At 23.2% G+C, this 23,036-nt stretch carries 24 protein-coding genes; 9 read left to right on the top strand and 15 right to left on the bottom strand.

The genetic code is table 4. The features are described 5' to 3' along the window. Positions 1-273: 273 nt before the first annotated feature. From AAHM89_RS07665 to AAHM89_RS07640, 6 genes are all read right to left on the bottom strand, one after another. The gene (locus tag AAHM89_RS07665; protein ID WP_342265951.1) at positions 274-2,676 is read right to left on the bottom strand and encodes an extracellular solute-binding protein; all 2,403 of its coding nucleotides are present in this window, start codon (positions 2,674-2,676) and stop codon (positions 274-276) included. Further along, a complete protein-coding gene (gene potB, locus AAHM89_RS07660) occupies positions 2,676-3,593 on the bottom strand; it encodes a spermidine/putrescine ABC transporter permease (RefSeq protein ID WP_342265950.1) in 918 nt (305 codons plus the stop codon). Before potB ends, AAHM89_RS07665 begins: the two co-directional genes overlap by 1 nt. A 17-nt stretch (positions 3,594-3,610) precedes the next feature. Beyond that, positions 3,611-3,781: a hypothetical protein gene (locus AAHM89_RS07655; protein ID WP_342265949.1), complete on the bottom strand. Its 171-nt coding sequence runs from the start codon at positions 3,779-3,781 to the stop codon at positions 3,611-3,613. A 1-nt stretch (position 3,782) separates the two neighbouring features. Continuing rightward, the gene (gene potA, locus AAHM89_RS07650; RefSeq protein ID WP_286640486.1) at positions 3,783-4,835 is read right to left on the bottom strand and encodes a spermidine/putrescine ABC transporter ATP-binding protein; all 1,053 of its coding nucleotides are present in this window, start codon (positions 4,833-4,835) and stop codon (positions 3,783-3,785) included. 20 nt (positions 4,836-4,855) lie between these two features. After that, positions 4,856-5,389, bottom strand: a complete 534-nt coding sequence (locus AAHM89_RS07645; RefSeq protein ID WP_174481534.1) for a helix-turn-helix domain-containing protein — start codon at positions 5,387-5,389, stop codon at positions 4,856-4,858. A gap of 431 nt (positions 5,390-5,820) precedes the next feature. Further along, positions 5,821-6,981: an Mbov_0401 family ICE element transposase-like protein gene (locus AAHM89_RS07640; RefSeq protein WP_342265948.1), complete on the bottom strand. Its 1,161-nt coding sequence runs from the start codon at positions 6,979-6,981 to the stop codon at positions 5,821-5,823. 64 nt (positions 6,982-7,045) lie between these two features. Here AAHM89_RS07640 and AAHM89_RS07635 point away from each other — a divergent pair, with 64 nt between their 5' ends. From AAHM89_RS07635 to AAHM89_RS07625, 3 genes are all read left to right on the top strand, one after another. Then, positions 7,046-8,752, top strand: a complete 1,707-nt coding sequence (locus tag AAHM89_RS07635; protein WP_342265947.1) for a hypothetical protein — start codon at positions 7,046-7,048, stop codon at positions 8,750-8,752. 151 nt (positions 8,753-8,903) lie between these two features. Beyond that, positions 8,904-9,185 carry a hypothetical protein gene (locus AAHM89_RS07630; protein WP_342265946.1) on the top strand — a complete coding sequence of 94 codons (282 nt, stop codon included), beginning with the start codon at positions 8,904-8,906 and terminating at the stop codon, positions 9,183-9,185. Between the two features lie 119 nt (positions 9,186-9,304). Continuing rightward, a complete protein-coding gene (locus tag AAHM89_RS07625; protein ID WP_342265945.1) occupies positions 9,305-9,547 on the top strand; it encodes a hypothetical protein in 243 nt (80 codons plus the stop codon). A gap of 339 nt (positions 9,548-9,886) precedes the next feature. Here AAHM89_RS07625 and AAHM89_RS07620 read toward each other — a convergent pair whose 3' ends face one another. Then, complete coding sequence (locus AAHM89_RS07620; RefSeq protein ID WP_342265944.1) at positions 9,887-10,444, bottom strand: hypothetical protein; 558 nt, start codon at positions 10,442-10,444, stop codon at positions 9,887-9,889. Between the two features lie 67 nt (positions 10,445-10,511). On the opposite strand from AAHM89_RS07620, the gene AAHM89_RS07615 reads away from it, so the two are divergent. Together AAHM89_RS07615 and AAHM89_RS07610 are read left to right on the top strand one after the other, a co-directional pair. Continuing rightward, entirely contained in the window at positions 10,512-10,916 is a 405-nt protein-coding gene (locus AAHM89_RS07615) for a transposase family protein (protein WP_342265943.1), read from the top strand. 23 nt (positions 10,917-10,939) lie between these two features. Next, a complete protein-coding gene (locus tag AAHM89_RS07610; RefSeq protein WP_342265941.1) occupies positions 10,940-11,347 on the top strand; it encodes a transposase family protein in 408 nt (135 codons plus the stop codon). Between the two features lie 201 nt (positions 11,348-11,548). Here the strand turns inward: AAHM89_RS07610 and AAHM89_RS07605 are convergent, their stop codons facing one another. From AAHM89_RS07605 to mgtA, 6 genes are all read right to left on the bottom strand, one after another. After that, complete coding sequence (locus AAHM89_RS07605) at positions 11,549-11,911, bottom strand: hypothetical protein (RefSeq protein WP_342265942.1); 363 nt, start codon at positions 11,909-11,911, stop codon at positions 11,549-11,551. A gap of 196 nt (positions 11,912-12,107) precedes the next feature. Then, a complete protein-coding gene (locus tag AAHM89_RS07600) occupies positions 12,108-12,515 on the bottom strand; it encodes a transposase family protein (RefSeq protein WP_342265941.1) in 408 nt (135 codons plus the stop codon). Between the two features lie 23 nt (positions 12,516-12,538). Beyond that, the gene (locus tag AAHM89_RS07595; RefSeq protein WP_339047158.1) at positions 12,539-12,799 is read right to left on the bottom strand and encodes a hypothetical protein; all 261 of its coding nucleotides are present in this window, start codon (positions 12,797-12,799) and stop codon (positions 12,539-12,541) included. 37 nt (positions 12,800-12,836) lie between these two features. After that, on the bottom strand, positions 12,837-12,962 hold the full coding sequence (locus tag AAHM89_RS07590) for a hypothetical protein (protein WP_342265940.1): 126 nt from the start codon (positions 12,960-12,962) through the stop codon (positions 12,837-12,839). A 40-nt stretch (positions 12,963-13,002) separates the two neighbouring features. Then, positions 13,003-14,535 carry an ankyrin repeat domain-containing protein gene (locus AAHM89_RS07585; RefSeq protein ID WP_342265939.1) on the bottom strand — a complete coding sequence of 511 codons (1,533 nt, stop codon included), beginning with the start codon at positions 14,533-14,535 and terminating at the stop codon, positions 13,003-13,005. A 161-nt stretch (positions 14,536-14,696) separates the two neighbouring features. After that, complete coding sequence (gene mgtA / locus AAHM89_RS07580) at positions 14,697-17,408, bottom strand: magnesium-translocating P-type ATPase (protein WP_342265938.1); 2,712 nt, start codon at positions 17,406-17,408, stop codon at positions 14,697-14,699. A gap of 382 nt (positions 17,409-17,790) precedes the next feature. Between mgtA and AAHM89_RS07575 the strand changes: the two genes are divergently transcribed. From AAHM89_RS07575 to AAHM89_RS07565, 3 genes are all read left to right on the top strand, one after another. Beyond that, complete coding sequence (locus tag AAHM89_RS07575; RefSeq protein WP_342265937.1) at positions 17,791-17,991, top strand: hypothetical protein; 201 nt, start codon at positions 17,791-17,793, stop codon at positions 17,989-17,991. Positions 17,992-18,060: 69 nt separating this feature from the next. Further along, positions 18,061-18,675: a ribosome biogenesis GTP-binding protein YihA/YsxC gene (gene yihA, locus AAHM89_RS07570; RefSeq protein WP_338959507.1), complete on the top strand. Its 615-nt coding sequence runs from the start codon at positions 18,061-18,063 to the stop codon at positions 18,673-18,675. A 296-nt stretch (positions 18,676-18,971) separates the two neighbouring features. After that, on the top strand, positions 18,972-19,259 hold the full coding sequence (locus AAHM89_RS07565) for a hypothetical protein (protein ID WP_342265936.1): 288 nt from the start codon (positions 18,972-18,974) through the stop codon (positions 19,257-19,259). A 173-nt stretch (positions 19,260-19,432) separates the two neighbouring features. On the opposite strand, the gene AAHM89_RS07560 is transcribed toward AAHM89_RS07565, so the two are convergent. Together AAHM89_RS07560 and AAHM89_RS07555 are read right to left on the bottom strand one after the other, a co-directional pair. Continuing rightward, positions 19,433-19,840, bottom strand: coding sequence for a transposase family protein (locus tag AAHM89_RS07560; protein ID WP_339045908.1), 408 nt, complete (start codon positions 19,838-19,840; stop codon positions 19,433-19,435). A 23-nt stretch (positions 19,841-19,863) separates the two neighbouring features. Further along, positions 19,864-20,286 carry a transposase family protein gene (locus AAHM89_RS07555; protein ID WP_339045912.1) on the bottom strand — a complete coding sequence of 141 codons (423 nt, stop codon included), beginning with the start codon at positions 20,284-20,286 and terminating at the stop codon, positions 19,864-19,866. Between the two features lie 422 nt (positions 20,287-20,708). Here AAHM89_RS07555 and AAHM89_RS07550 point away from each other — a divergent pair, with 422 nt between their 5' ends. Further along, positions 20,709-23,006, top strand: coding sequence for a cation-translocating P-type ATPase (locus tag AAHM89_RS07550; RefSeq protein WP_342265935.1), 2,298 nt, complete (start codon positions 20,709-20,711; stop codon positions 23,004-23,006). Positions 23,007-23,036: the final 30 nt, after the last annotated feature.

The following is a 23,036-nucleotide window of genomic DNA, read 5'->3' as shown; positions in this document are numbered from 1 at the left end:
AATTTCATACAATAACAATTCAATAAAAATAAATAAATTACTCTTTTATACTCATGTAGTAGTATTTACATTTAGTACTCACAATTAGAATATCTACGAGAGTTTTAAAGTTTTTTTATTTAACAATTAAAAAATGAGAGTTTTATCTCTCATTTATATTTTTATTAAATCTAACTAAGGTTGCAATACGTCCTCAATAACACTAAATAGTTTTAAAACAATTTTATTGACAATTAATTAAATTTAATTACGGAATATGTCCAATTTATTTTATTAACGTGCTAATAATCTATTATAAGCAGTTTGCATTTGTGGGTCAAAACTACGAGTATATAAACCGTTAAAATATCCTTCATGATGCTTACTTGGATCTAATGGATCGGGTAATTGGCCATTTTTTGGAATATATACATGCTTTCAAATTTCTGTTGAAAAATTAGTACTAACTTCATCCATGGCTGCTTGTAAAGGTGAGGTATAACCAAATTCACTACTTAAATCAACTTGTGTTTGTTTTTGCATTATATAATTAATAAATTTAAAAGCTAAATCTTTATGAGGAGAATCTTTACTAATTACCATATCATCATTTCAAACATTAGTCCCCATATATGGTCTAACAACAAGGTACTTACCATTATAAGAATCAGGATTATCAGCAATTGCAGATAATAAATCACCGTTATACATCATTGCTACATCCCACTTATTTTCATTACTAATTTCATCAACAATATCATCATTTAATAATTTTGTATTTTTATTTTTGATAACTGGTTCTAACCAGTCACTTGCATCTTTAATTTCAATTGGACTATGAGCATTAATATTATCACTAAATTCATTTCCTACTTGATTATATTGACCTGAACCGTTATTTTCTCCTCATTTATTTTTATAGTGTAAATCAGTAAACGCAGTCATAAATAAGTTATGCATATCATCATTTAAAACGATACGTTTACCTAATTTTGCAGCATTTGTTAAAACACTTCATTGAACATTTGAACCATCAGCTTTAATACCAAGATCACTAAGATTATTTGTATTAGTAGTATTAATTACTAATACAACATCACCTCAAAAATAAGGAATACTATAACTATTTAAACCAAATTCATTTAAAATTCCATCACTATTTTCAACTCGATAATTATTCATTAATTCATATAAATCATGATTAATATCTTCTTTGGGATTAAAATCAATTCTACTATCATACTCAATATCACCTACAGAATTTTTTGATGCAATTGGAAAAAGTCTATCTTCACTTGCTAATTTAGCCACCATATAATCACTAGGAACCATTACATCATAACTAGTAGTATACAATTTAGCATACAATGATTCATTATCATCAAAAGTTGAATATTTTATTTTAACTTGATATTTATTTTCGAATTCTTTTAAAATATTGGGATTCATATATTCGCCTCAATTAGCAATTGATAAATCATAAACATTAGTATAAATGTAGAAAGCACCCAAACTAATAAAACTTGATAATAAGATGATACTAATCATAATTAATTTTCACGGTCATAGTAAAAAACGATATTTCTCTCTTCTTGATTTTGAGCGTTCTTCTTTTAACTCTTTCTTTTTTTTAATCTTATTCTTTATATGTTCAATTCAAATTGATTCCATCTCAAGTTTTGCTTCAAGTTTAGAAATTTGATTAATAAGTTTCGGGTGATTTTTAATATAATCCTGAATTTTAATAATATCTTGCTCAGTTATAATTTCAAAATTACCATCACTATATAATGATTTACGTTTTCTACCTTTACTCTTAACCTTTTTATAGTTAAAACCATTTAATTGTAAATAATATTTAGTTAACAACTTCTCAGTTTTAATAATTTTTTTATCATGATAAATACCTTTATCAATTTTTTCATTACGTTGTTTAATTTGTTTTTTGCAAAGAACATAAGTATTTCAAGAAATAATAAGTACTGCAATTAATAAAATAATTATTGTTGAAAAAGCATTAATATAAGGCTTAATTCGTTTTAAAGAATAAATAAAAGTTGAAACGTTAGAAGTATTACCGCCAGTAAAATAAGAAATTAAAAAATCATCAAAACTCATAGCAAACGCAATAGCTGCTCCAGCAATAATTGCTGGTTTAATTGTTGGTAATACAATTTTGCGTAACGTATATCAAGGTGTCGCACCTAAATCTTGACTTGCTTCTAATTGTGACATATTTATTGATCTAATTTTTGGTAAAACAGTAATAATAACATAAGGAATATTAAAAGAAATATGAGCGAAAATTAATGTTCCAAGACCAAAACTAAAACCAAATGCCATAAATAATAACATTAAAGAAACAGCAGTAACAATATCAGCATTAACTAAAGGAATATTAGTAATCCCTAAAGTAATATTACGTGTTATTTTTTTTGTTTTACTTAAACCCAAAGCAGCAAACGTACCAATAATAACAGCAACAAAAGTAGAAATAAAAGCAACAATTAATGTTACACTAACCGATTCTCAAAGTTCACTTTGTTGAAATAAATCGTAATAAGGTTGCAATGATCAAGAATTTCAACTACGAACTGAATCGCCACCATTAAAAGAGAATATCATTAAAACTAAAATTGGAGTATAAAATAATAAAAAGATAATAGCTAAATAACTATTTTTTAAAAAAGATCTCATTAATTAATACCTCCTATTTTTTTACCAGTAGCTCAACTACCAATCGCTTTTAAAGTAAAAATAATAATTAAAACAATAATACCTAAAATAACAGAAATAGCAGCACCATAAGCAAAATTAGCACCACGATAAAAATATGATTCAATAATATTTGCAATTAAAATAGTTTTTCCTTCACCAATATATTTAACTACTACTAGTGAAGTCATAGCACTTAACATCATTAAAGTAAAACCAGAAACAATACCAGGCACTGAAAAACGAAAGGTAACTTTTCAAAATGTTTTCATCTTAGAAGCTCCTAAATCTTGACTCGCTTCTAATAAATTGCGATCTGTTTTTTCTAAAGAATTATAAATTGGTAAAATAACGAAAGACATAAACATATAAACCATTGCTAAAATAATACCAATTGGAGTTCCTAATAAAACATTAGGACCTAAAATACTAAAAATAATTTGTAATCCAATTGTACGTAATAAAATGTTAATTCAAATTGGTAAAGTAACTAAAACTCAAATATTTTTTGAAGCAATTTTTGTTGACATAAAAGCCATAATATAAGCAATGGGATAACCAAAAATAACAGCAATTAAAGTGGCAACAAATGAATAACCAATTGAACGTAATAAAACCATAACATAACTATTTTCTTTAAAAAAATCATTAAAATTACTAAATGTAAAACGAAATATTCAAGCATTATTAGTTGCTTTAATAATTGAATATAAAATTACAATTAATAATGGCAATACAATTAAAATTACCATCACCAATAAATATGGATAAGCAAGCGTAACTCATGATTTAAAACCAAAATTTACTGATTTATCTTTGATTTTATTTTTAATAAAACTTATTTTTTGGTTTGTTTTTTTTCAACATAACAATGCTTTTTTCTTTTTTACTCGTTTCATTTTCGATTTATTTTTTGTTACTTCTTGTAAAGAAACATTATTTTTTTTAAGTTTAAACCATTTTTTAAATCTATACTTTTTTTTTTATTTTGATTATCAATAATTTTTTCTGGATTTGAATTATTAACTAACATATCTTGTGATTTTAAAATTTGTGTTTTAATATTACGTTTAAACAAATTTTTCATTTTACTCTTCAATTTCCTTTCACATAACATGAATATCTTCAACATTTCATTTTAAACCAACACGGTTACCTACTTCAAAATTATCAGTAGTATGAACTATCCATTTGCGTTTATTAGCAATAATTTCAATTTCTCATAATAATCCTTTAAAAGCAATAGTTTTAATAGTTCCATCAAAAAAACCACTACCTGCATTAACTAAATCAATATCTTCTGGTCGAATAACAATATCAATATTACGTTCTTGTTCACCAAAACCAGTATCAGAGCATGCAAATTTTTTACCATCAAAACGAACACAATAATCATTAACAAATACACCATTTTCAATAACATTCGAGCTACCAACAAACTGTGATGTTCATTTATTTTCAGGCTCATTGTAAATATCTTGTGGTGTCCCAATTTGTTGAATTTGACCTTGATTTAAAACAACTACCCGATCTGACATAATAAATGCTTCTTCTTGATCATGAGTAATAAAGATAAAAGTAATATTAATTTCTTCTTGAATTTTTTTTAATTCTACTTGCATTTGTTGACGTAATTTCAAATCCAAAGCAGCAAAAGGTTCATCTAATAATAAAATTTTAGGATTAAGAACTAATGCTCTAGCTACTGCTACTCTTTGTTTTTGACCACCAGATAAATCATTAACATCTTTATCTTCCATACCATTTAATTTAACCAAATCTAAAGCTTTTTTAACTTCTTTTTTGATTTTTTCACGATCAATTTTTCTTAACTTTAAACCATAAGCAATATTATCAAAAACATTTAAATGTGGAAATAAAGCATAATTTTGAAAAATAGTATTTATTTCTCTTTTATGAATTGGAATTTTAGTTAAATCCTTACCTTTAAACAATAATTGACCATTGTTTGGTTGTTCAAAACCAGCAATAATCCTTAATAATGTTGTTTTACCACAACCACTAGGACCAAGAATGGTAAGAAATTCACCTTCATGAATATTTAAACTAATTCCTTTTAAAACAACTTTACCATCATATTCTTTGGTAATATTACGTAATTCTAAAATATTTACACTCATAATTTCCTCCTTTAAATGGTTTAAAAAATTGGTGGATTTGAAACTCATAAAATAGTTGCAATTGAATTATTAGGATTTTCTAAATAATGTTTTTCATTACCTTTAATATAAAATGCTTCATTAGCTACTGCTTTTACTCTAGTTGCACCATAATGAACAAAAACTGTTCCACTTAATACATATCCAAAGATCTGACCTTGAAATGGCGGAATTTTATTTGAATTACCAAATGGTTTTAAAGTTAAAATTACTGGTTCTAATGTTAATTTTTGAGCATTAGGAATAATTCATTTTATTTGATAATCTTCTTCGTCACTAACAGTAACATCTTGTGATTTAAAAACTATTTTTTCTTTTACTTCACCAGCAAAAAAGGTTGATAATGGACAATCAAAAATGTCTAAAATACTTTTTAGTGTTTCAATACTAGGTGAAGAAACATCATGCTCTAACTGACTAATAAATCCCTTTGATAAATCACAACGTTTCCCTAACTCTTCCATAGTTAAATTGTGTTTCAATCTTAAAGTTTTTAACTTTCTTCCAATTTTCATATTGATTATTTTCTCCTTTTGTTTATTTATACTAAACTTTAAGTTAAATAATACAAATAAAATTATATAATATTTTTTAAAAAAAACAATTATTTATTTTATTTATTAAAAATAAAATAAATATAAAATTATTAGTATAAAAATGTGTAATAAAAAGAATATTTTTTTCATTTTTCTACTATAAAATTAAAATAAAATTTATTACTTTATTTGGGAGCGTACCGATGTTGTCAATAATATTCAAATTTGTCTTAAAATTATAAAGTTAGACGAGAATAATTTTGACTTCAATATGCAATTGTATGTTAATCTTAACACTTGAAAAATATTAGTCAACAATAATACTTATTTTTATAACTCAAAAATTCTTATTAAAGTTTACTTTAATAAGTTTTATTTTATTTTTGGTTTTTTAAAATTTTAATTTTATTTTATAATAACTGTATGGCAGTATTTATTTGATAGCATTTAAAATTAACCATTTTTGTATACATATCAATGTTATAGGTTCTATCACCAATCATATGCTTTAAAATTTGTTTAATATTAGTTTCAGTAAAACAACCAATATTTTCAACTAATTCTTGATTTAATACACCATCTTTGGCATTAATAAAATAACCAACTTTTAATTTTTTATATTGTAAAGTTAATGATTGTAAAAAATCAATTAATTCATAATATTCACCTTTGGAAAATAAACTTATTGCATTTTCATAGTGTAATTTAGCAATTTTATCTTTTTTTCTTCCTGCCATTATTCCAAGAAATAAAACATGAAAAGCATGAAATTTATCTAAAATAAATTTAGCATTTAAAATTGTAGCAGTTTTTCTAATTCATTTTGCACTATCTCCACAAACTATTAAATTTGCTTGGTCAAAATTTTCGAAATATAAATTACCATATTTTTGAATAAATTTAGCTGTTTTTTCTGCACCAATTTCTGTTTTTGATACTCTTATTTTACATACAGCTCTTTTATTAATTAATTTTCCATTTTTCTTTTTACCAGTACAAAATACTAATAATCTCATAGAACATTTTTTACAATTTTTAGTATTATGCTTTTCATTAAACTTAAATTTTCTATGTCCATCATCAATATTTATATATAAAGTTTGATTTGGTTGTAGTACTATTTTAGGGATATTAGCTTTTGGTAATTCAAATTTTTGATATGTTCTACAAACTGTACTATTACTTATTAAATCTTCAATAAAAGTATCACAAACATCACGATATTTTTTATCATCAGCAAAATATTTTAAAATTTGTTTAATAACATTAGGTGCAAGTTTACTATATTTTTTAACACCAAGATAATTATCTAACAATGAAAAAAATTCCTTTTTTTGTGTTTTTGGGTTATAATGTGTACAAATACGTCGTTTATAATTTAATAAACCTTTTTTTGCTTTTAATTTTCTTTTTCTAAATCTATATGATTTATATTCAGATTTATCACATATACTTCATAAATAATCATCTATTTTTGCAAATAATTCTTCTGTTTGTTTTAAACTTAATTCATCTTGATTAAAATCATGTTTTTCTCAATCAAAATGATTAGGGAATGGTAATTTTATCATTTTTAATTTTCCTTTCTTTTTAATAATTTAATTTTAACTTATATATGTTAATAAGGAGTAAAATATGGCTTTTATTAGTAGTTATGCACAACTGAATAAAAAATATAATCTTAATTTTAGTGATAATAATTATGGTTTTAGTTGAGATATTTTTAAACAATTTGTTGGTGATGAATGATCAGAATATTTTACTACTAATTGTTTTTATCGTTTTATACCAACTGCACGTGGAACAAGAAAAACTTGAAACTGTTTAGCATTTGATTTGTTTATATGTTGTAATTTTAGTGATAGTAGTGTTCAAGAAGTAAGAAGATATGAAAATACTCATAGTGAAACTACAATTGGTGCTTTAATGAATGTTTGTCAAGTTTTATTAGATACATATAATATTAATTTATTACCTAATAATCCACATGGAATTAAATGAAAAATAACTAAGGATGGTGGTTGTATTATTTTTCCTAATAATCAACAAATTGACTTTATTGGTTATGCTAATGGTAATAAAATTTTTGGAAAAGAAGCAGGTGGTTCAAGTTTTTTAGGTTCAAGAACAGATGAAATAATCATGGCAGAAGAAAAAGAAACATTAACTGAAAAACAATTAACATATCGATATGAACGTTTACAAAACTCTATGTTTAGAAGTAATCGTATTAAAGTCTCAAATGAACCAATTAAAGAATGAAATTGAACTTTTATTGATAAAAATATATATAGCCCTACTTTTGAAAAAAAGATTACTCGTTATTTTTATAAAAACTTTTTTATGACTTTTACATGCAATCCTTATGATAAATATCATCCATTTTATTTAAAATACTGTACTCCATTTTTGCCATTAAATGATGAAATAACGAAAAATCTTAAAAAAATTGGCAAAGTTTATTATGAAAATAAAGACATGTTTAGTGGTTTAGGATTATTTATTTTAAGATTTACTATTCAACCATTTTGAAAAAAATTACCTGAAATTCAACAAAGAAAATTATTAGAAATGGAAAAAAGTAATCCTGATGAATTTAATACTGTTTTTTATGGTTTTGAATTTTTAGATAGTGATGCAACAATTTTTCCATTTCAAAAAACAGTAAAATATTGACAACCATATGATTTAAAACAATTTTATAATCAAGAAAAAGATATGTATAAATTTGATTTTTATAGTGTTGGTGTTGATTGAGCAACTGGACATAAAGACCATACTGTATTTATGGTAGTTGGATTTAAAGAATATAATAATAGTGGTTATTATGATGCTTATATTATTTGTGAATTAGTAGTTACTCCAAATGATTTTATAAATGAAAATGAAAAAATTAATGCTTATGTTAATGAAATTTTAGGATTAATGGATAATTTTGAAAATTTTGAACAAGCGATTTATTTTTATGATGATAAAGCACGAACAGCAATGGATTGATTAAATCAAAAATTAATAGATGAACATAATACTATTTTAATAACACAAACTGCTATTAAACATGCTTCAAATTTAAATCAAGAAGCAGGATTAACTAATAGAGTAGTTTGAATGAGAAATATTATGAGTTATGGAAACTTTTATGCTAATAAAGATGATTTACCAAAAACTACTCAATGTTTAGAAGAATTACGTTATGATGAAACAAAAACTAACATTCCAGACAAGAATATGTATCAAGATCCATATGATGCTTTGTTTTATGCACTGTATCCATATAAAAATGTAATTAGGGGTAAAAATAACGCTACTGTGAAAAAAAGCATCTTCACATTTGCTATATAATAAACAATTTCAATACAATTAATAGTATAGGTATCACAAAATAAACACCTTTAATTTAGTAGTTATTTTTCGTTTAAAATCATACTTGTAAAAATAATCAAAAATAGTACAATTTAAAAGTAAAATCAAGGAAAAAAGGAGTAAATTAAACATGAATGAACAAATTAAAGATATTCAAAATAAAATAAATGAATTAGAAGAAAATAAAAAATTATTAAAACATAGTATGAATCCATTTAATGAAAATTTTAATATTAATAGAGAAACTACATTAATGAAAATTAATTCTATTGATGAAGAAATTTTAAAATTTCAACAAGATTTAGAAAAAATACTTACTACGAGTGATTTTGATATAAATAGTATAAATTCAGAACAATTTATTGAAATACAATATGGAAAAAAATGTTGCCCATCATGTACAATTTTATAAAATTTAAAAAAGGAGAAAAATTAAAATGAAAGCATGAATAAAAACAAATTTAAGTAAAATAACATTAGCATTAGCACTAACTGGTGCTACAACTGGAACAATAGGATTAATCATGGGGGGTGCTTACCTATAATCTTAGTGGACTTAAATATTATTTAAATTCACATAAAGAACCTATAATGGGTATTCAAACTATTTGAACAACTAATCCTAATGATACCTTAAAAGAAGATTATAAATTTGAGTTATATTTTGCAGATAAACCAAAAACTAGACAATTTGATACATCTTATCAAAATTGATACTATAGCACAGATATAAAATGAGATGGTAGATATCCTGATGGATATTTTATTAAATAATTAAATTTCTAGATTTATATAAGAAATATTTTCATTATATTTATCAAATAAATTAATATTATTTAAACTTATTTCTTGTTTATCAGTTATTAAAATTAAGTCATAATTACCAACACCAAATATTCCACTAATTTCAATCCTATTTAAGTTATTAATAGGATTTTCTATTTGTAATTCAAATTCACTATTATTATCAATTTTTAAAATTTCTTTATAAAATTCCAGTTTAGAAAATAATTCTGATTTATTTGAACCATATAAATTTAAAGCATTTTCAATTTTATTATTACTAATAATTGCTCTTGTAAAATACTTACCATATTCACCATTTGCTAATGTTTAATCTGCTGGGATTAATGATGGAATATTATTACTTTCTAATTCATTAGTTATAGATAATCAGTTAAATTGATTATCATCTAGTTTAAATAATTTATTTTGACTAATATCATTATTTTTGAATTTAATATTATTAATATCTGTAAAATCAAAATATTCAGATTTTAATATAACTTTTACATCTTTATATTTTCAAATTTTATTTTCATTAGGATGTATTGGACTCGATTTTAATTCAAAATAATAGGGTAACAGAATTTTATTATCATCATTTAAACCTTTATTAATTGCTAATGATGAATAAATATATTTTGATAACATTATAAATACTTGCTTAAATATTTGCATTTGTGGTAAATTTACATAATTTGGATAATCTAATTCTCATTGTTTAAATAAATTCGTAATTACTTCATCAGGTTTTTGTCCTTCAAATTTTGCACGTAATTTAGCAATATCATTTAATGGTTTACCATTTTTATCATTATATGTAGCACCTTCAAAATTTCTATTATAGTTATATAGACATATTCCGTAATTAAATTTTTTAAAAGTCAATTAATAATTTTAAAATTTATTTTATAATTTTGTTATTAACAATAAATTTAGAAAAGTGTTGATAAAAATGATTTTTGAAAATTTAAAAAAATTAAAAAATGAAGAATTTTACAGATATTTTGGTATAAAACGTTTTCATTTTAATGAAATGTTAGAAAAATTAGAAAAAAATAAAGGTCGAAAAAATAAACTTTCAGTAGAAGAAAGATTAATGATGACTTTATTATACTGAAAAGAATATTATACTTTTTTTCAAATGAGTATTAAATCTAAAATGAGCCCATCAAGTTGTTTTCGAAATATTACTTGAGTAGAAAATAAACTTAGTAACCACAAAGATTACCAATTTTTAAAAGAAAGATATAAATTAAAAATTGATAAAAAACAAGAAAATTCAAATGAATTTCAATTTTATTTAATTGATTCAACTGAGATTGAAATTGAAAGACCAACTAAAAAAAACTACAGTTAGAATATTTTTCTGGTAAAAGTTGAATGTATTCTATAAAATTTCAAATTGTATATGATTTTTTTAATAAAAAAATTGTTGATATTTTTGCTGATAATGGTAAAGTGCATGATTTTCAAATATTAAAAAATTCAAATCTTGAATTTTCAGAAAAAACAATAATTATTGGTGATTTAGGATATCAAGGTATACAAAATATTTATAAAAATACAATAATACCAATTAAAAGAACTAAAAATAAAAAATTAACTAAACAAGAAAGAAAATACAATAAGATTGTATCTAAAATTAGAATTAAAGTTGAACATGTCTTTGCTTGATTGAAAAGATTCAAAATTTTAGTAAATAAATGTAGAAAATCTAAATTTAGACTTATGTACTTAAGATTTAACTTACTTTGTGAAATTTTTAATAAAATAAAATCATTAAAATAAAAAAAATATTAAAAATATTTTTTTAAAATTTAAATTTTTATCGAGTTAATATAAAAATATTATTAACATTTTTTTGTTTAAAATGTAAACTCATTTTTTAAACTATTTTTTCAAAAAATATTTATTTCTATATTCAATAACACTAAATAGTTTTAAAACAATTTTATTGACAATTAATTAAATTTAATTACGGAATATGTCTTATGTATAACTTAGCATATCTAATAATAGTCGTTGTAAACTATCAATTTTTGGTGAATCTTTAATTTCAATTTCAATATCATCAAATTTATCATATGTAGCCACGAAGTCAAAAAAACCACTTTCACCAGGAAAAGTTCAAACTTCTTTATCTTTTAATTCTTTTTTCTTTTTTAATGGTCACTGACCATTTCAAAAAGTACCAGATTCAAAACCTAATCAAGCGTGTGTAACTCTTGCATTTTTAATTTTTTCTTTTCTTGTTTCTTTACCACCACTAATAGCAATTAAATCTAAAACTGATTTTTCTTGTCCAATAAATTGTTTTGCTAAATTTCAAGGTAATATTTGTTCACTGGACATATTCCGTAATTAAATTTAATTAATTGTCAATAAAATTGTTTTAAAACTATTTAGTGTTATTGAATATAGAAATAAATATTTTTTGAAAAAATAGTTTAAAAAATGAGTTTACATTTTAAACAAAAAAATGTTAATAATATTTTTATATTAACTCGATAAAAATTTAAATTTTAAAAAAATATTTTTAATATTTTTTTTATTTTAATGATTTTATTTTATTAAAAATTTCACAAAGTAAGTTAAATCTTAAGTACATAAGTCTAAATTTAGATTTTCTACATTTATTTACTAAAATTTTGAATCTTTTCAATCAAGCAAAGACATGTTCAACTTTAATTCTAATTTTAGATACAATCTTATTGTATTTTCTTTCTTGTTTAGTTAATTTTTTATTTTTAGTTCTTTTAATTGGTATTATTGTATTTTTATAAATATTTTGTATACCTTGATATCCTAAATCACCAATAATTATTGTTTTTTCTGAAAATTCAAGATTTGAATTTTTTAATATTTGAAAATCATGCACTTTACCATTATCAGCAAAAATATCAACAATTTTTTTATTAAAAAAATCATATACAATTTGAAATTTTATAGAATACATTCAACTTTTACCAGAAAAATATTCTAACTGTAGTTTTTTTTAGTTGGTCTTTCAATTTCAATCTCAGTTGAATCAATTAAATAAAATTGAAATTCATTTGAATTTTCTTGTTTTTTATCAATTTTTAATTTATATCTTTCTTTTAAAAATTGGTAATCTTTGTGGTTACTAAGTTTATTTTCTACTCAAGTAATATTTCGAAAACAACTTGATGGGCTCATTTTAGATTTAATACTCATTTGAAAAAAAGTATAATATTCTTTTCAGTATAATAAAGTCATCATTAATCTTTCTTCTACTGAAAGTTTATTTTTTCGACCTTTATTTTTTTCTAATTTTTTCTATTTCAATTAATTTTTCTAACATTTCATTAAAATGAAAACGTTTTATACCAAAATATCTGTAAAATTCTTCATTTTTTAATTTTTTTAAATTTTCAAAAATCATTTTTATCAACACTTTTCTAAATTTATTGTTAATAACAAAATTATAAAATAAATTTTAAAATTATTAATTGACTTTTAAAAAATTTAATTACGGAATATGTCTTTAGAACATTATTACCAAATTTAGTTATATGATTAATAATATCACTATTTTTTGTTAATAAAGTATCAACTATTTTTGTGTGTCCGTTTCTGGCAGCTCATATTAAGGCATTTTCACCAATATTATTTTCACGATTAATGTTAATATCATTTTTGATTAAAATTTTAACTATATCTAAGTGTCCATTTTTAGCAGCTATTATTAAAGCAGTATTATTAAATTTAGTTCTATGTAGAATTACATCAGAGTTTATTTTAATTAAAGTATCAACTATTTCTGTGTATCCGTTTCTGGTTGCTATTATTAAAGCACTATCACCATTAGCATCTATGTGATTAATATCAACATTTTTTGTTTTTAGGAAATTGTTAACTATTTTTGTGTGTCCGTTTTCAATAGCTAATATTAAAAACGTGTTTTTATTTTTGTCTATATAATTAACATCAGCATTATGTTTTAATAAATTATTAATTATTGCTATGTGTCGATTTTCGGTGGATATTGTTAAAGCAGTATCACCAAAGTCATTTATATAATTAATAATATCACTATTTTTTGTTAATAAAGCATCAACTATTTCTGTGTGTCCGTTTCTGGCGGCACATATTAGAGCAGTATCATCATTTGTATCTTTATGATTAATATTAGCACCATGTGCTAGTAAAGTGTTAACAATTTTTGTATAACCATTTTCAGCTGCTCATATTAGAGCACTATCATTAAAGTCATTTGTATGATTAAGGTCAATTTCATTTTTTATTAAAGTGTTAACTACATCTAGGTGTCCTTCTTTGGCTGCTCATATTAAAGCACTATTTTTGTTTTTATCTACATTATTAATGTTAGCACCATATGCTAGTAAAATTTTAACTATTTCCAAATAACCTTTTCTGGCGGCTATTTTTAAAGCAGAGTCACCAAGGTTGTTTACATGATTATTAATGTCATTATCTTTTGTTATTAAAACTTTAACTGTTTCTGTGTGTCCGTTTTCAGTAGCTCATATTAGAGCAGTATCACCAAATATATTTGTATCATTAATATAAACACCATTTTTTAATAAAGTTTTAATTGTATTTACATGCCCATTTTGTGCTGCTGATATTAGAGCAGTATTACTAATTCAATTTTTGTGATTAATAATCTTACTATTTGTTGCTAATAAAGTGTTAACTACTTCTGTGTGTCCATTTTTAGCAGCCATTCTTAAAGCATCATCACCAAAATCATTTATATGGTTAATATTAGCGTTATTTTTTAATAAAGTTTGAACAATTTTTAAATTACCATGTTCAGCAGCTATTGTTAATGGACTATTACGATGTTCATCTACATAATTAACATCAGCGTTATTTTTTAATAAAGTTTGGGTCAATTCCAAATCATCATGTTTAGCGGCTTTAATTAATTTTTCATTTTTATTAATATTTATAGTTGTATTTAATTTAGATATTTCTTTTAAATTAGACATTTTTTTCTCCTATCAAATTAAAAAACCTATTTATTTTAAAACTAAAATAAATAGGTTAAAAACTTATATTAAGTTTTAAAAAATTATAGCATAAGTTTTATTTCTATAGTAAATATAGATAATTGCTATTTAAAATTGCAAACTTTAAGATTAATTAGCTGTTATAATCATTTTTTAAATACTTTAATATATCCCATTTTTATTAATTGACTTAGCACACAATAAGTCATGATTATTCCTAAAACAATTGGAATATAGACTGGCGATGGTCCTACCATATTCATTTGATGACCAATGTAAGTATAAGGTAAACTTAATCCAATGGTACAAATAACAATTGCCATTATATTTACTGGTCAAGTACCACGACTTTGAATAAAAGGAATTTTTTCAGTTCTAAACATTTGTACTATTAATGTTTGCGTTAATAAACCTTCAATAAATCATCCTGAGTTGAACATATTAATATTTTCTGCAGAAGCATTAGCAAAGACACCAAATCCAAATCCTAAAATTGCAAAAGTAGAGATATCAAAAATGCTACTTATAGGTCCATTAATAAAAGCAAATGGTAACATTCCTTTTGGATTTCAGCGTTGTGGTTTTAATAAAAATGATGGATCAACACGATCAAAGGCAATAGTAAATTGTGAAATATCATATAATAAATTTTGAAATAATAATTGTACTGGTGACATTGGTGCAAAAGCAAATCATGCTGATGCTACTAGCACACTAAAGACATTACCAAAGTTAGAAGCAATCGTAATTTTAATATATTTTAAAATATTACCAAAAATGCGACGACCTTCAATAATCCCTTTTTCTAAAACTAATAATGATTTTTCTAATAAAATGATATCTGATGCTTCTTTTGCAATATCAGTAGCATTATCAACAGAAATTCCAACATCAGCATTTCTTAATACTAAAGCATCATTAATACCATCACCCATAAAACCAACAACGTGATCATTACTTTTTAAAGTTTGAATAATCTTTGCTTTTTGTAATGGGTTTAGTTTAACAAAAATATTATTATTTTCAACAATTCTTTTTAATTCATATTCAGTTAGGCCAGTTAATTGTTCACCAGAAATTAATCCTTTAATTTCTAGATTAACACGATTACAAATTGCTCTTGTTACTAATTCATTATCACCAGTTAATATTTTAAGATCAACACCATGTGTTTTTAGCAATTTGATCATTTTTGTTGCTGTAGGTTTTGGTGTATCAAGAAAAGTTACAAAACCAAGAAAAATTAAATTTTTTTCGTTTGTTTCATTATATTTATTATTAGTAAGATTTGTATCTTCATATGAGACACCTAAGACACGTAATCCTTGTTCATTTAATTTTGTTATTTTTTTATTAATCATTTTCATTAAATCAGAATTTAATGGTATTACTTTATCTTGATAAACTATACGATTACATGTATTAATAACTTCTTCAATTGCACCTTTACAAATTAATTTTTTATTATTTAATTTATCTTCTAAAACAACTGTTAATTTACGACGATTAAAATCAAAAGGAATTTCATCAATTTTTTGATAATAATTATTTATATTTTTTAATTTATTTTTTTCTCCAAATTCAAGTATTGAATTATCCATTGGATTTTTTATTCCTGTTTGAAAATAACTATTTAAATAAATAAACTTAATTAAATCATTATTTGTTTTATTGTCCAATGTTATATGGTTGACTACTTCAATATTATCATTAGTTAAAGTTCCTGTTTTATCAGTACATAAAATATCAATTGCACCTAAATTTTGAATAGCAGCTAGTTGTTTAACAACTACTTTTTGTTTACTCATTTTACTAGCACCCCGTGCTAGATTAGAGGTAACAATCATTGGTAGCATTTCAGGAGTCAAACCAACAGCAACCGAAATTGAAAAAATAAATGCTGTAGGTCAATCGTTTTTTAAAAGGCCATTGATAATTAACACAATGGGTACCATTACTAGCATAAAGCAAATTAACATTAAAGTAACGCGTTTAATTCCTTTGGAAAAACTGCTTAATGGACGTTGTTTATTTATTGTATCAGCAATAGTAGCGAAGTAAGTGTTAGTAGCTGTTGCTATAACAATAGCAATTGCACTTCCAGAAACAACACTTGTTCCCATAAAACAAATATTTTGTAAATCAAATAAGTTTTGATATGTAGGATCGTTAATAGCGTGTTTTTCAGTAGGTAGTGATTCTCCTGTTAATGATGATTGATTAATAAATAAATCGTTGCTTAATAAAATTTTTAAATCAGCAGGAATTAAATCACCAGCTGATAAATAAATTAAATCACCGGGTAACAATTCATTAACATTTATTTCTTGTGCTTGTTTAATTATTTTAATTGAGTTTTCTTTAGTAATTTGATTAATGTTTATATTACGAATAACAGTAGTTGTATTTTTGACCAAAATTGTTAAATGTTTAGTAATAAAAAAAGCTCGTATTGATTGAATGTAAATTAGGGTTCCGCTTAATAAAATCATAGTTCCAACAATAATAGCGGCAACCAATGAATAAATTGAAGTATCATTTGTTGTAAAATATGAGAATAAATTATAGATAGTAATAATTGCTAAAATTATATTGAATGGTCCAAAATATGCTTTTAAAAATTCTAAAATTCAATTAAATTTTGTATTTTTTAAAGTATTAATACCATATTTTTTTCTTCTTATTTCAATTTGGTCTGTTTTAAGACCAAAATTATGTAAATCTAAATTTTTTAGTAATTGTTTTTGGTTAAATTGTGCAATTTGTTTAATATAATCACCATTTGTGTAAACTAATGGTTTTTTAAAACTAAATTGTAATTTAAAATAAATTTTGTTTAAAAAAATCTTCATAATTTCTTTACCTCCTTATTTTTCTTATTTTAAGACTTTTAAATAAGGATTTAGAAATTTATTAACACGCTAAAAAAATATTTTTTTAGTAAAAATACTAGGAGAATATTTGACTGAATCTTTATTTAAAAGTACACTTTTAAAATTACTAATTTTTAAATTAGTATTGTTTTTATTATTATAAATGGAATCGCTGTCAGTCATGATATCACTCTCCTTTATCCTTTGACATTTTAACATGTTTTTCTTTAAAAAGATAACTTTTTTTAATTTATATAATTTTAGGAAAAAGATGATTACTATAAAATATTCAAATTTATTTTATGTTATTATTAATTAATGTTACGTGTTACTTTAATAATTAAAATAATAGGAGGTAAACATGAATACATTTGTAATAGTTGGTATTATTATAATAGCTATTGCTATTATTAGTTTTATGTTATTATTTAAAATTATAAAATGACTAGCTATTTGTATTATTGTTGGTGGTATCATTTTGGCTGCATTATTTTTTCGTTTTGGTATATGACCATTAGATAATATTCATTTTACTAATTTTATTAATATTAATAAAAATTAAAATAATAAATAATAATTAGTTTAAATTTTAACTATTGACTATAATATATTTTTGAATAAGAGGTAAAAAATGGAACGAATTAAGCAAGCACAATTTTTAACTAGTGCTATTAAAGAAGAACAATGGCCGCAGGATGAAATTCCTGAATTTTGTTTTGTTGGTCGCAGTAATGTTGGTAAATCAACATTTTTAAATACAATTTGTAATAATGGTAAGTTAGCTAGAGTTTCACAAACACCTGGTAAAACACAAATGCTAAATTTTTTTACAATTAATAATAATATTTGTCGCTTTGTTGATGTTCCTGGCTATGGTTTTGCTAAAGTATCAAATGAAAAAAAAATCCAATTTGCGACAATGATGGATGAATATTTTCAGTCACGAAAAAATTTAAAAGCAGTTTTTTTATTATTAGATTTAAGACATGCACCCAGTAAAGATGATATTGATATGTTGGAATATTTACAACATTATCATTTAAAAATTCATTTAATTGCTACTAAAGTTGATAAAGTGAAGAATAGTCAATTAGTAAAAAATAAAAAATTAATATTATCAACTTTAAAACTTAGCACTAATACTCCTATTATTTTATTTTCTAGTATTAGTAAACAAGGAATTGATTTAGTAATTAGTAAATTAACAGATGATGTTAATACTGATGAAGTTGAAGTAGAAACTTAATAGTATAATATTTCTTGTTATAAAAAAGATAAAAGTTGTTTAATATGTATATATTCTTATCTATTATTTATTTATATTGATTATAAACCAGTATATCTATAAATTGTATATGATAGTTTGCAATTATTAAAAATATCAATATTCAGTATAGAAAAGAATATAATAATAATTAAACTTAATATAAGTTTTTAACTCATTATTATCTTGAAGCAAAATCAGAAGAAAATGTAGAACAAAAACGTACAAAATGAAAAAAATTTAAAACAAAATACCAAACAACCGCAAAAATTATAAAAGTGACTAAAGGTGCTGCTGTTGGTGCTTTGTATATTAATCCTATTGCTCAAATAAGCGCTTTAGTTACTGCTACTGTTGCGGGTGGTGTTAGTGACCGTTCTGAAGAACAATTAGAAACTGATATGATAACTGCTGCTGTTGGTGCTGTTGGTGGGATTGCCAATGCTGTAATATTACCTGTTTGTATTCCTGTTGGTGCTGGTATTGGTGCTATTACTTTTGGCATAGATGCAGAAAAAAAATTTGATGAAAAACAAAAGACATATTCCGTAATTAAATTTAATTAATTGTCAATAAAATTGTTTTAAAACTATTTAGTGTTATTGAATATAGAAATAAATATTTTTTGAAAAAATAGTTTAAAAAATGAGTTTACATTTTAAACAAAAAATTGTTAATAATATTTTTATATTAACTCGATAAAAATTTAAATTTTAAAAAAATATTTTTAATATTTTTTTTATTTTAATGGTTTTATTTTATTAAAAATTTCACAAAGTAAGTTAAATCTTAAGTACATAAGTCTAAATTTAGATTTTCTACATTTATTTACTAAAATTTTGAATCTTTTCAATCAAGCAAAGACATGTTCAACTTTAATTCTAATTTTAGATACAATCTTATTGTATTTTCTTTCTTGTTTAGTTAATTTTTTATTTTTAGTTCTTTTAATTGGTATTATTGTATTTTTATAAATATTTTGTATACCTTGATATCCTAAATCACCAATAATTATTGTTTTTTCTGAAAATTCAAGATTTGAATTTTTTAATATTTGAAAATCATGCACTTTACCATTATCAGCAAAAATATCAACAATTTTTTTATTAAAAAAATCATATACAATTTGAAATTTTATAGAATACATTCAACTTTTACCAGAAAAATATTCTAACTGTAGTTTTTTTTAGTTGGTCTTTCAATTTCAATCTCAGTTGAATCAATTAAATAAAATTGAAATTCATTTGAATTTTCTTGTTTTTTATCAATTTTTAATTTATATCTTTCTTTTAAAAATTGGTAATCTTTGTGGTTACTAAGTTTATTTTCTACTCAAGTAATATTTCGAAAACAACTTGATGGGCTCATTTTAGATTTAATACTCATTTGAAAAAAAGTATAATATTCTTTTCAGTATAATAAAGTCATCATTAATCTTTCTTCTACTGAAAGTTTATTTTTTCGACCTTTATTTTTTTCTAATTTTTCTATTTCAATTAATTTTTCTAACATTTCATTAAAATGAAAACGTTTTATACCAAAATATCTGTAAAATTCTTCATTTTTTAATTTTTTTAAATTTTCAAAAATCATTTTTATCAACACTTTTCTAAATTTATTGTTAATAACAAAATTATAAAATAAATTTTAAAATTATTACTTGATTTTTCAAAAAAATAATTACGGAATATGTCTAAAGAAGACAAATTGAAGTTGACAATGATAAGTTTGCAGATAAAAAAACTGCTATAAATAATATAGATTCACAAATTGAAGTAAAAATAGAATCAAAGAAAATGGCCAGTTTATAATTAATTTTTAGATTTAAGATAGTCTATGTTATAATATAAGTATATTACTTTTTAAGGTAATAAATCCCCAATAACATGATTGGGGATTTAGTGTTTTTAATATTTTTTAACATTAAAATGTGTATAATTTATTTTTGTATATATTGTGTGTTAAAAAATAATAAAAAAGATTAAAATATTAAAATTTGAGGAGATGAAGTTAATATGAATAATACAAGTGATATAAATGATAATTTTGTTATTAGTAGAGCAGTACTGTCAGATGTTTCATGTACCTATTGTGCTAGTGTCATCGAAAGACATTTTACCAAAGAAGATGGTATCACTGTTAGTATCAATTTTGCTACTAAAAAAGCACAATTTAGTTATGATCCTAAGTTTTGAAATGAAAAAAAAATTAAAAAAGCAATGCATCATTTAGGATATGAAATTTGTAAGTTTGAAACTAAGATTAAAGATATAAAAACGAGTCACCAAGTTGATATGAAAGATATTACAGATGATCATAGTAGTCATAGTCATAGTAGTGAACAACATCAATCTCATATGTCAGAACAACATCATAATCATCAACATAATGTTAAATTACGTGATTTAATTGAACTTATTATTGGTTGAATATTGTTACTACCATTATTATTAATTATGATACCTAATACTTCATTTTTTGATAGTTTACGTAATCCTTATGTCCAACTTGCACTAGCACTTCCAATTCAATTTTATTTTGGTCGTAAATTTTATATTGGTATTTATCGAGAATTAATTAAACAAAAATGACCCGGTATGCATACTTTAGTAGCACTAGGAACAACAACGGCATTTATTTTTTCTATTTATTTAATGATAATTAATAAAACCGAACACTTATATTTTGAAGTTAGTGCTTCAATTATTATGATTGTTTTACTTGGTGATTTAATTAGTGCTGTTGCACAGAAAAGGGCTACTAGTGGCTTAGAAAGTTTAATGTCATTAAAGCCAAAATCAATCTTAAAATATGATTATAATACCAAAACAGAAACTTTTATTAATATTGAAGATGTACAATTAAATGATATTTTAATTATTCGAAAAGGTGAAAATATTCCTACTGATGGTCAATTAATTAGTGAAGAAGCATTTATTAATGAATCAATGTTAACTGGTGAATCGCAAGTTATTACGAAACAAGTTAATCAAAATTTAATTGGTGGAACTAATAATGTTGGTGATAGTTTTAGAATGAAAGCAACTAAAATTGGTAAAGATACAGTATTAGCAAGTATTATTAAGGCAGTTGAAGATGCACAATCTCAGAAACCAAAATTACAAAAATTGGCTGATAAAATTTCTGGGTGATTTACACCAACTGTTATTTTAATTGCCATTTTAGTTTTTCTTATTCGTTATTTTGCAGTAGGTAATGGTGTGCAAGAATCATTAGAAATTGCAATTGCAACTTTAATAATTGCTTGTCCTTGTGCATTAGGGATTGCAACACCATTAGCAGTTGCTGTTGGAATTAATAAAGCAGCAAAAATAGGGATCATTTATAATAAGGCTAGTGCTTTTGAAAAAATTACTAAGATTGATACCATTTGTTTTGATAAAACAGGAACATTAACTACTGGTAATTTGGTTATTACTAAAATTTATGGTCAAGAAAAACATGTTAATAAGGCAATTGCTATGGAAAAACATTCAACACATCCTTTGGCTTTAGCTTTTTCTTTGTATGCTAATACTAATAATGTTGGACAATCATTGACAATTACCGAAGTTAAAGAACAAATTGGTTTTGGTATTAAAGCAAAATATCAAACTGAAGAATTACAAATTTCATCACTTGAAAATTTACAAAAAGCAAAAATGCCATTTAGTCCATTTCTAAAAACATTTGATTTTGAAACAGTTACTCCTAGCCAGAAAGTATTGGCATTGGCAATTAATAAAGTTGTTACTAATATTTTTATTTTAGAAGATGAATTACAAACAAATGCATTATTAACAATTGAAAAAGTTAAAAAGCAGGGAATTGAGGTTATTTTAATTAGTGGTGATAATGAATCACAAACACTTGCTATTGCTAATCGCGTTGGGATAGAAACATACTTTGCTAATGTTACACCACAAGGTAAATCACAAATTGTTGCTGATTTACAAGCAAAAGGGAAAAAAGTAGCGTTTGTTGGTGATGGTATTAATGATGTTATTGCCTTAGAACAATCTGATTTAGCAATTGCAATGGGCTCTGGTAGTGATATTGCTAAAAAAATTGGTGATATTACTATTCTTGATAATGATATTAGTATTGTTTATAAGGCTATTGTTTTAACTAAAAAAACTAAAAATAATATTTGAATGAATTTTATTTGAGCATTTAGTTATAATATTATCATTATTCCATTAGTTGCTGCCGGATTTATTATTCCACCGTTGGCTGCAATTGCGATGGCTCTTTCTGATATAACTGTTGTTGGAAATTCATTAATTTTTAAATGAAGAAAATATAAATATTAGATAATATATAAATTAATAATAAATAAAAAA

Source organism: Spiroplasma endosymbiont of Villa modesta, assembly GCF_964030925.1.
In the GTDB taxonomy this organism is placed as follows: domain Bacteria; phylum Bacillota_I; class Bacilli_A; order Mycoplasmatales; family VBWQ01; genus Spiroplasma_E.
The sequence above is the reverse complement of the archived record's forward strand: the minus strand, read 5'-3'. Positions and strand labels throughout refer to the sequence as shown.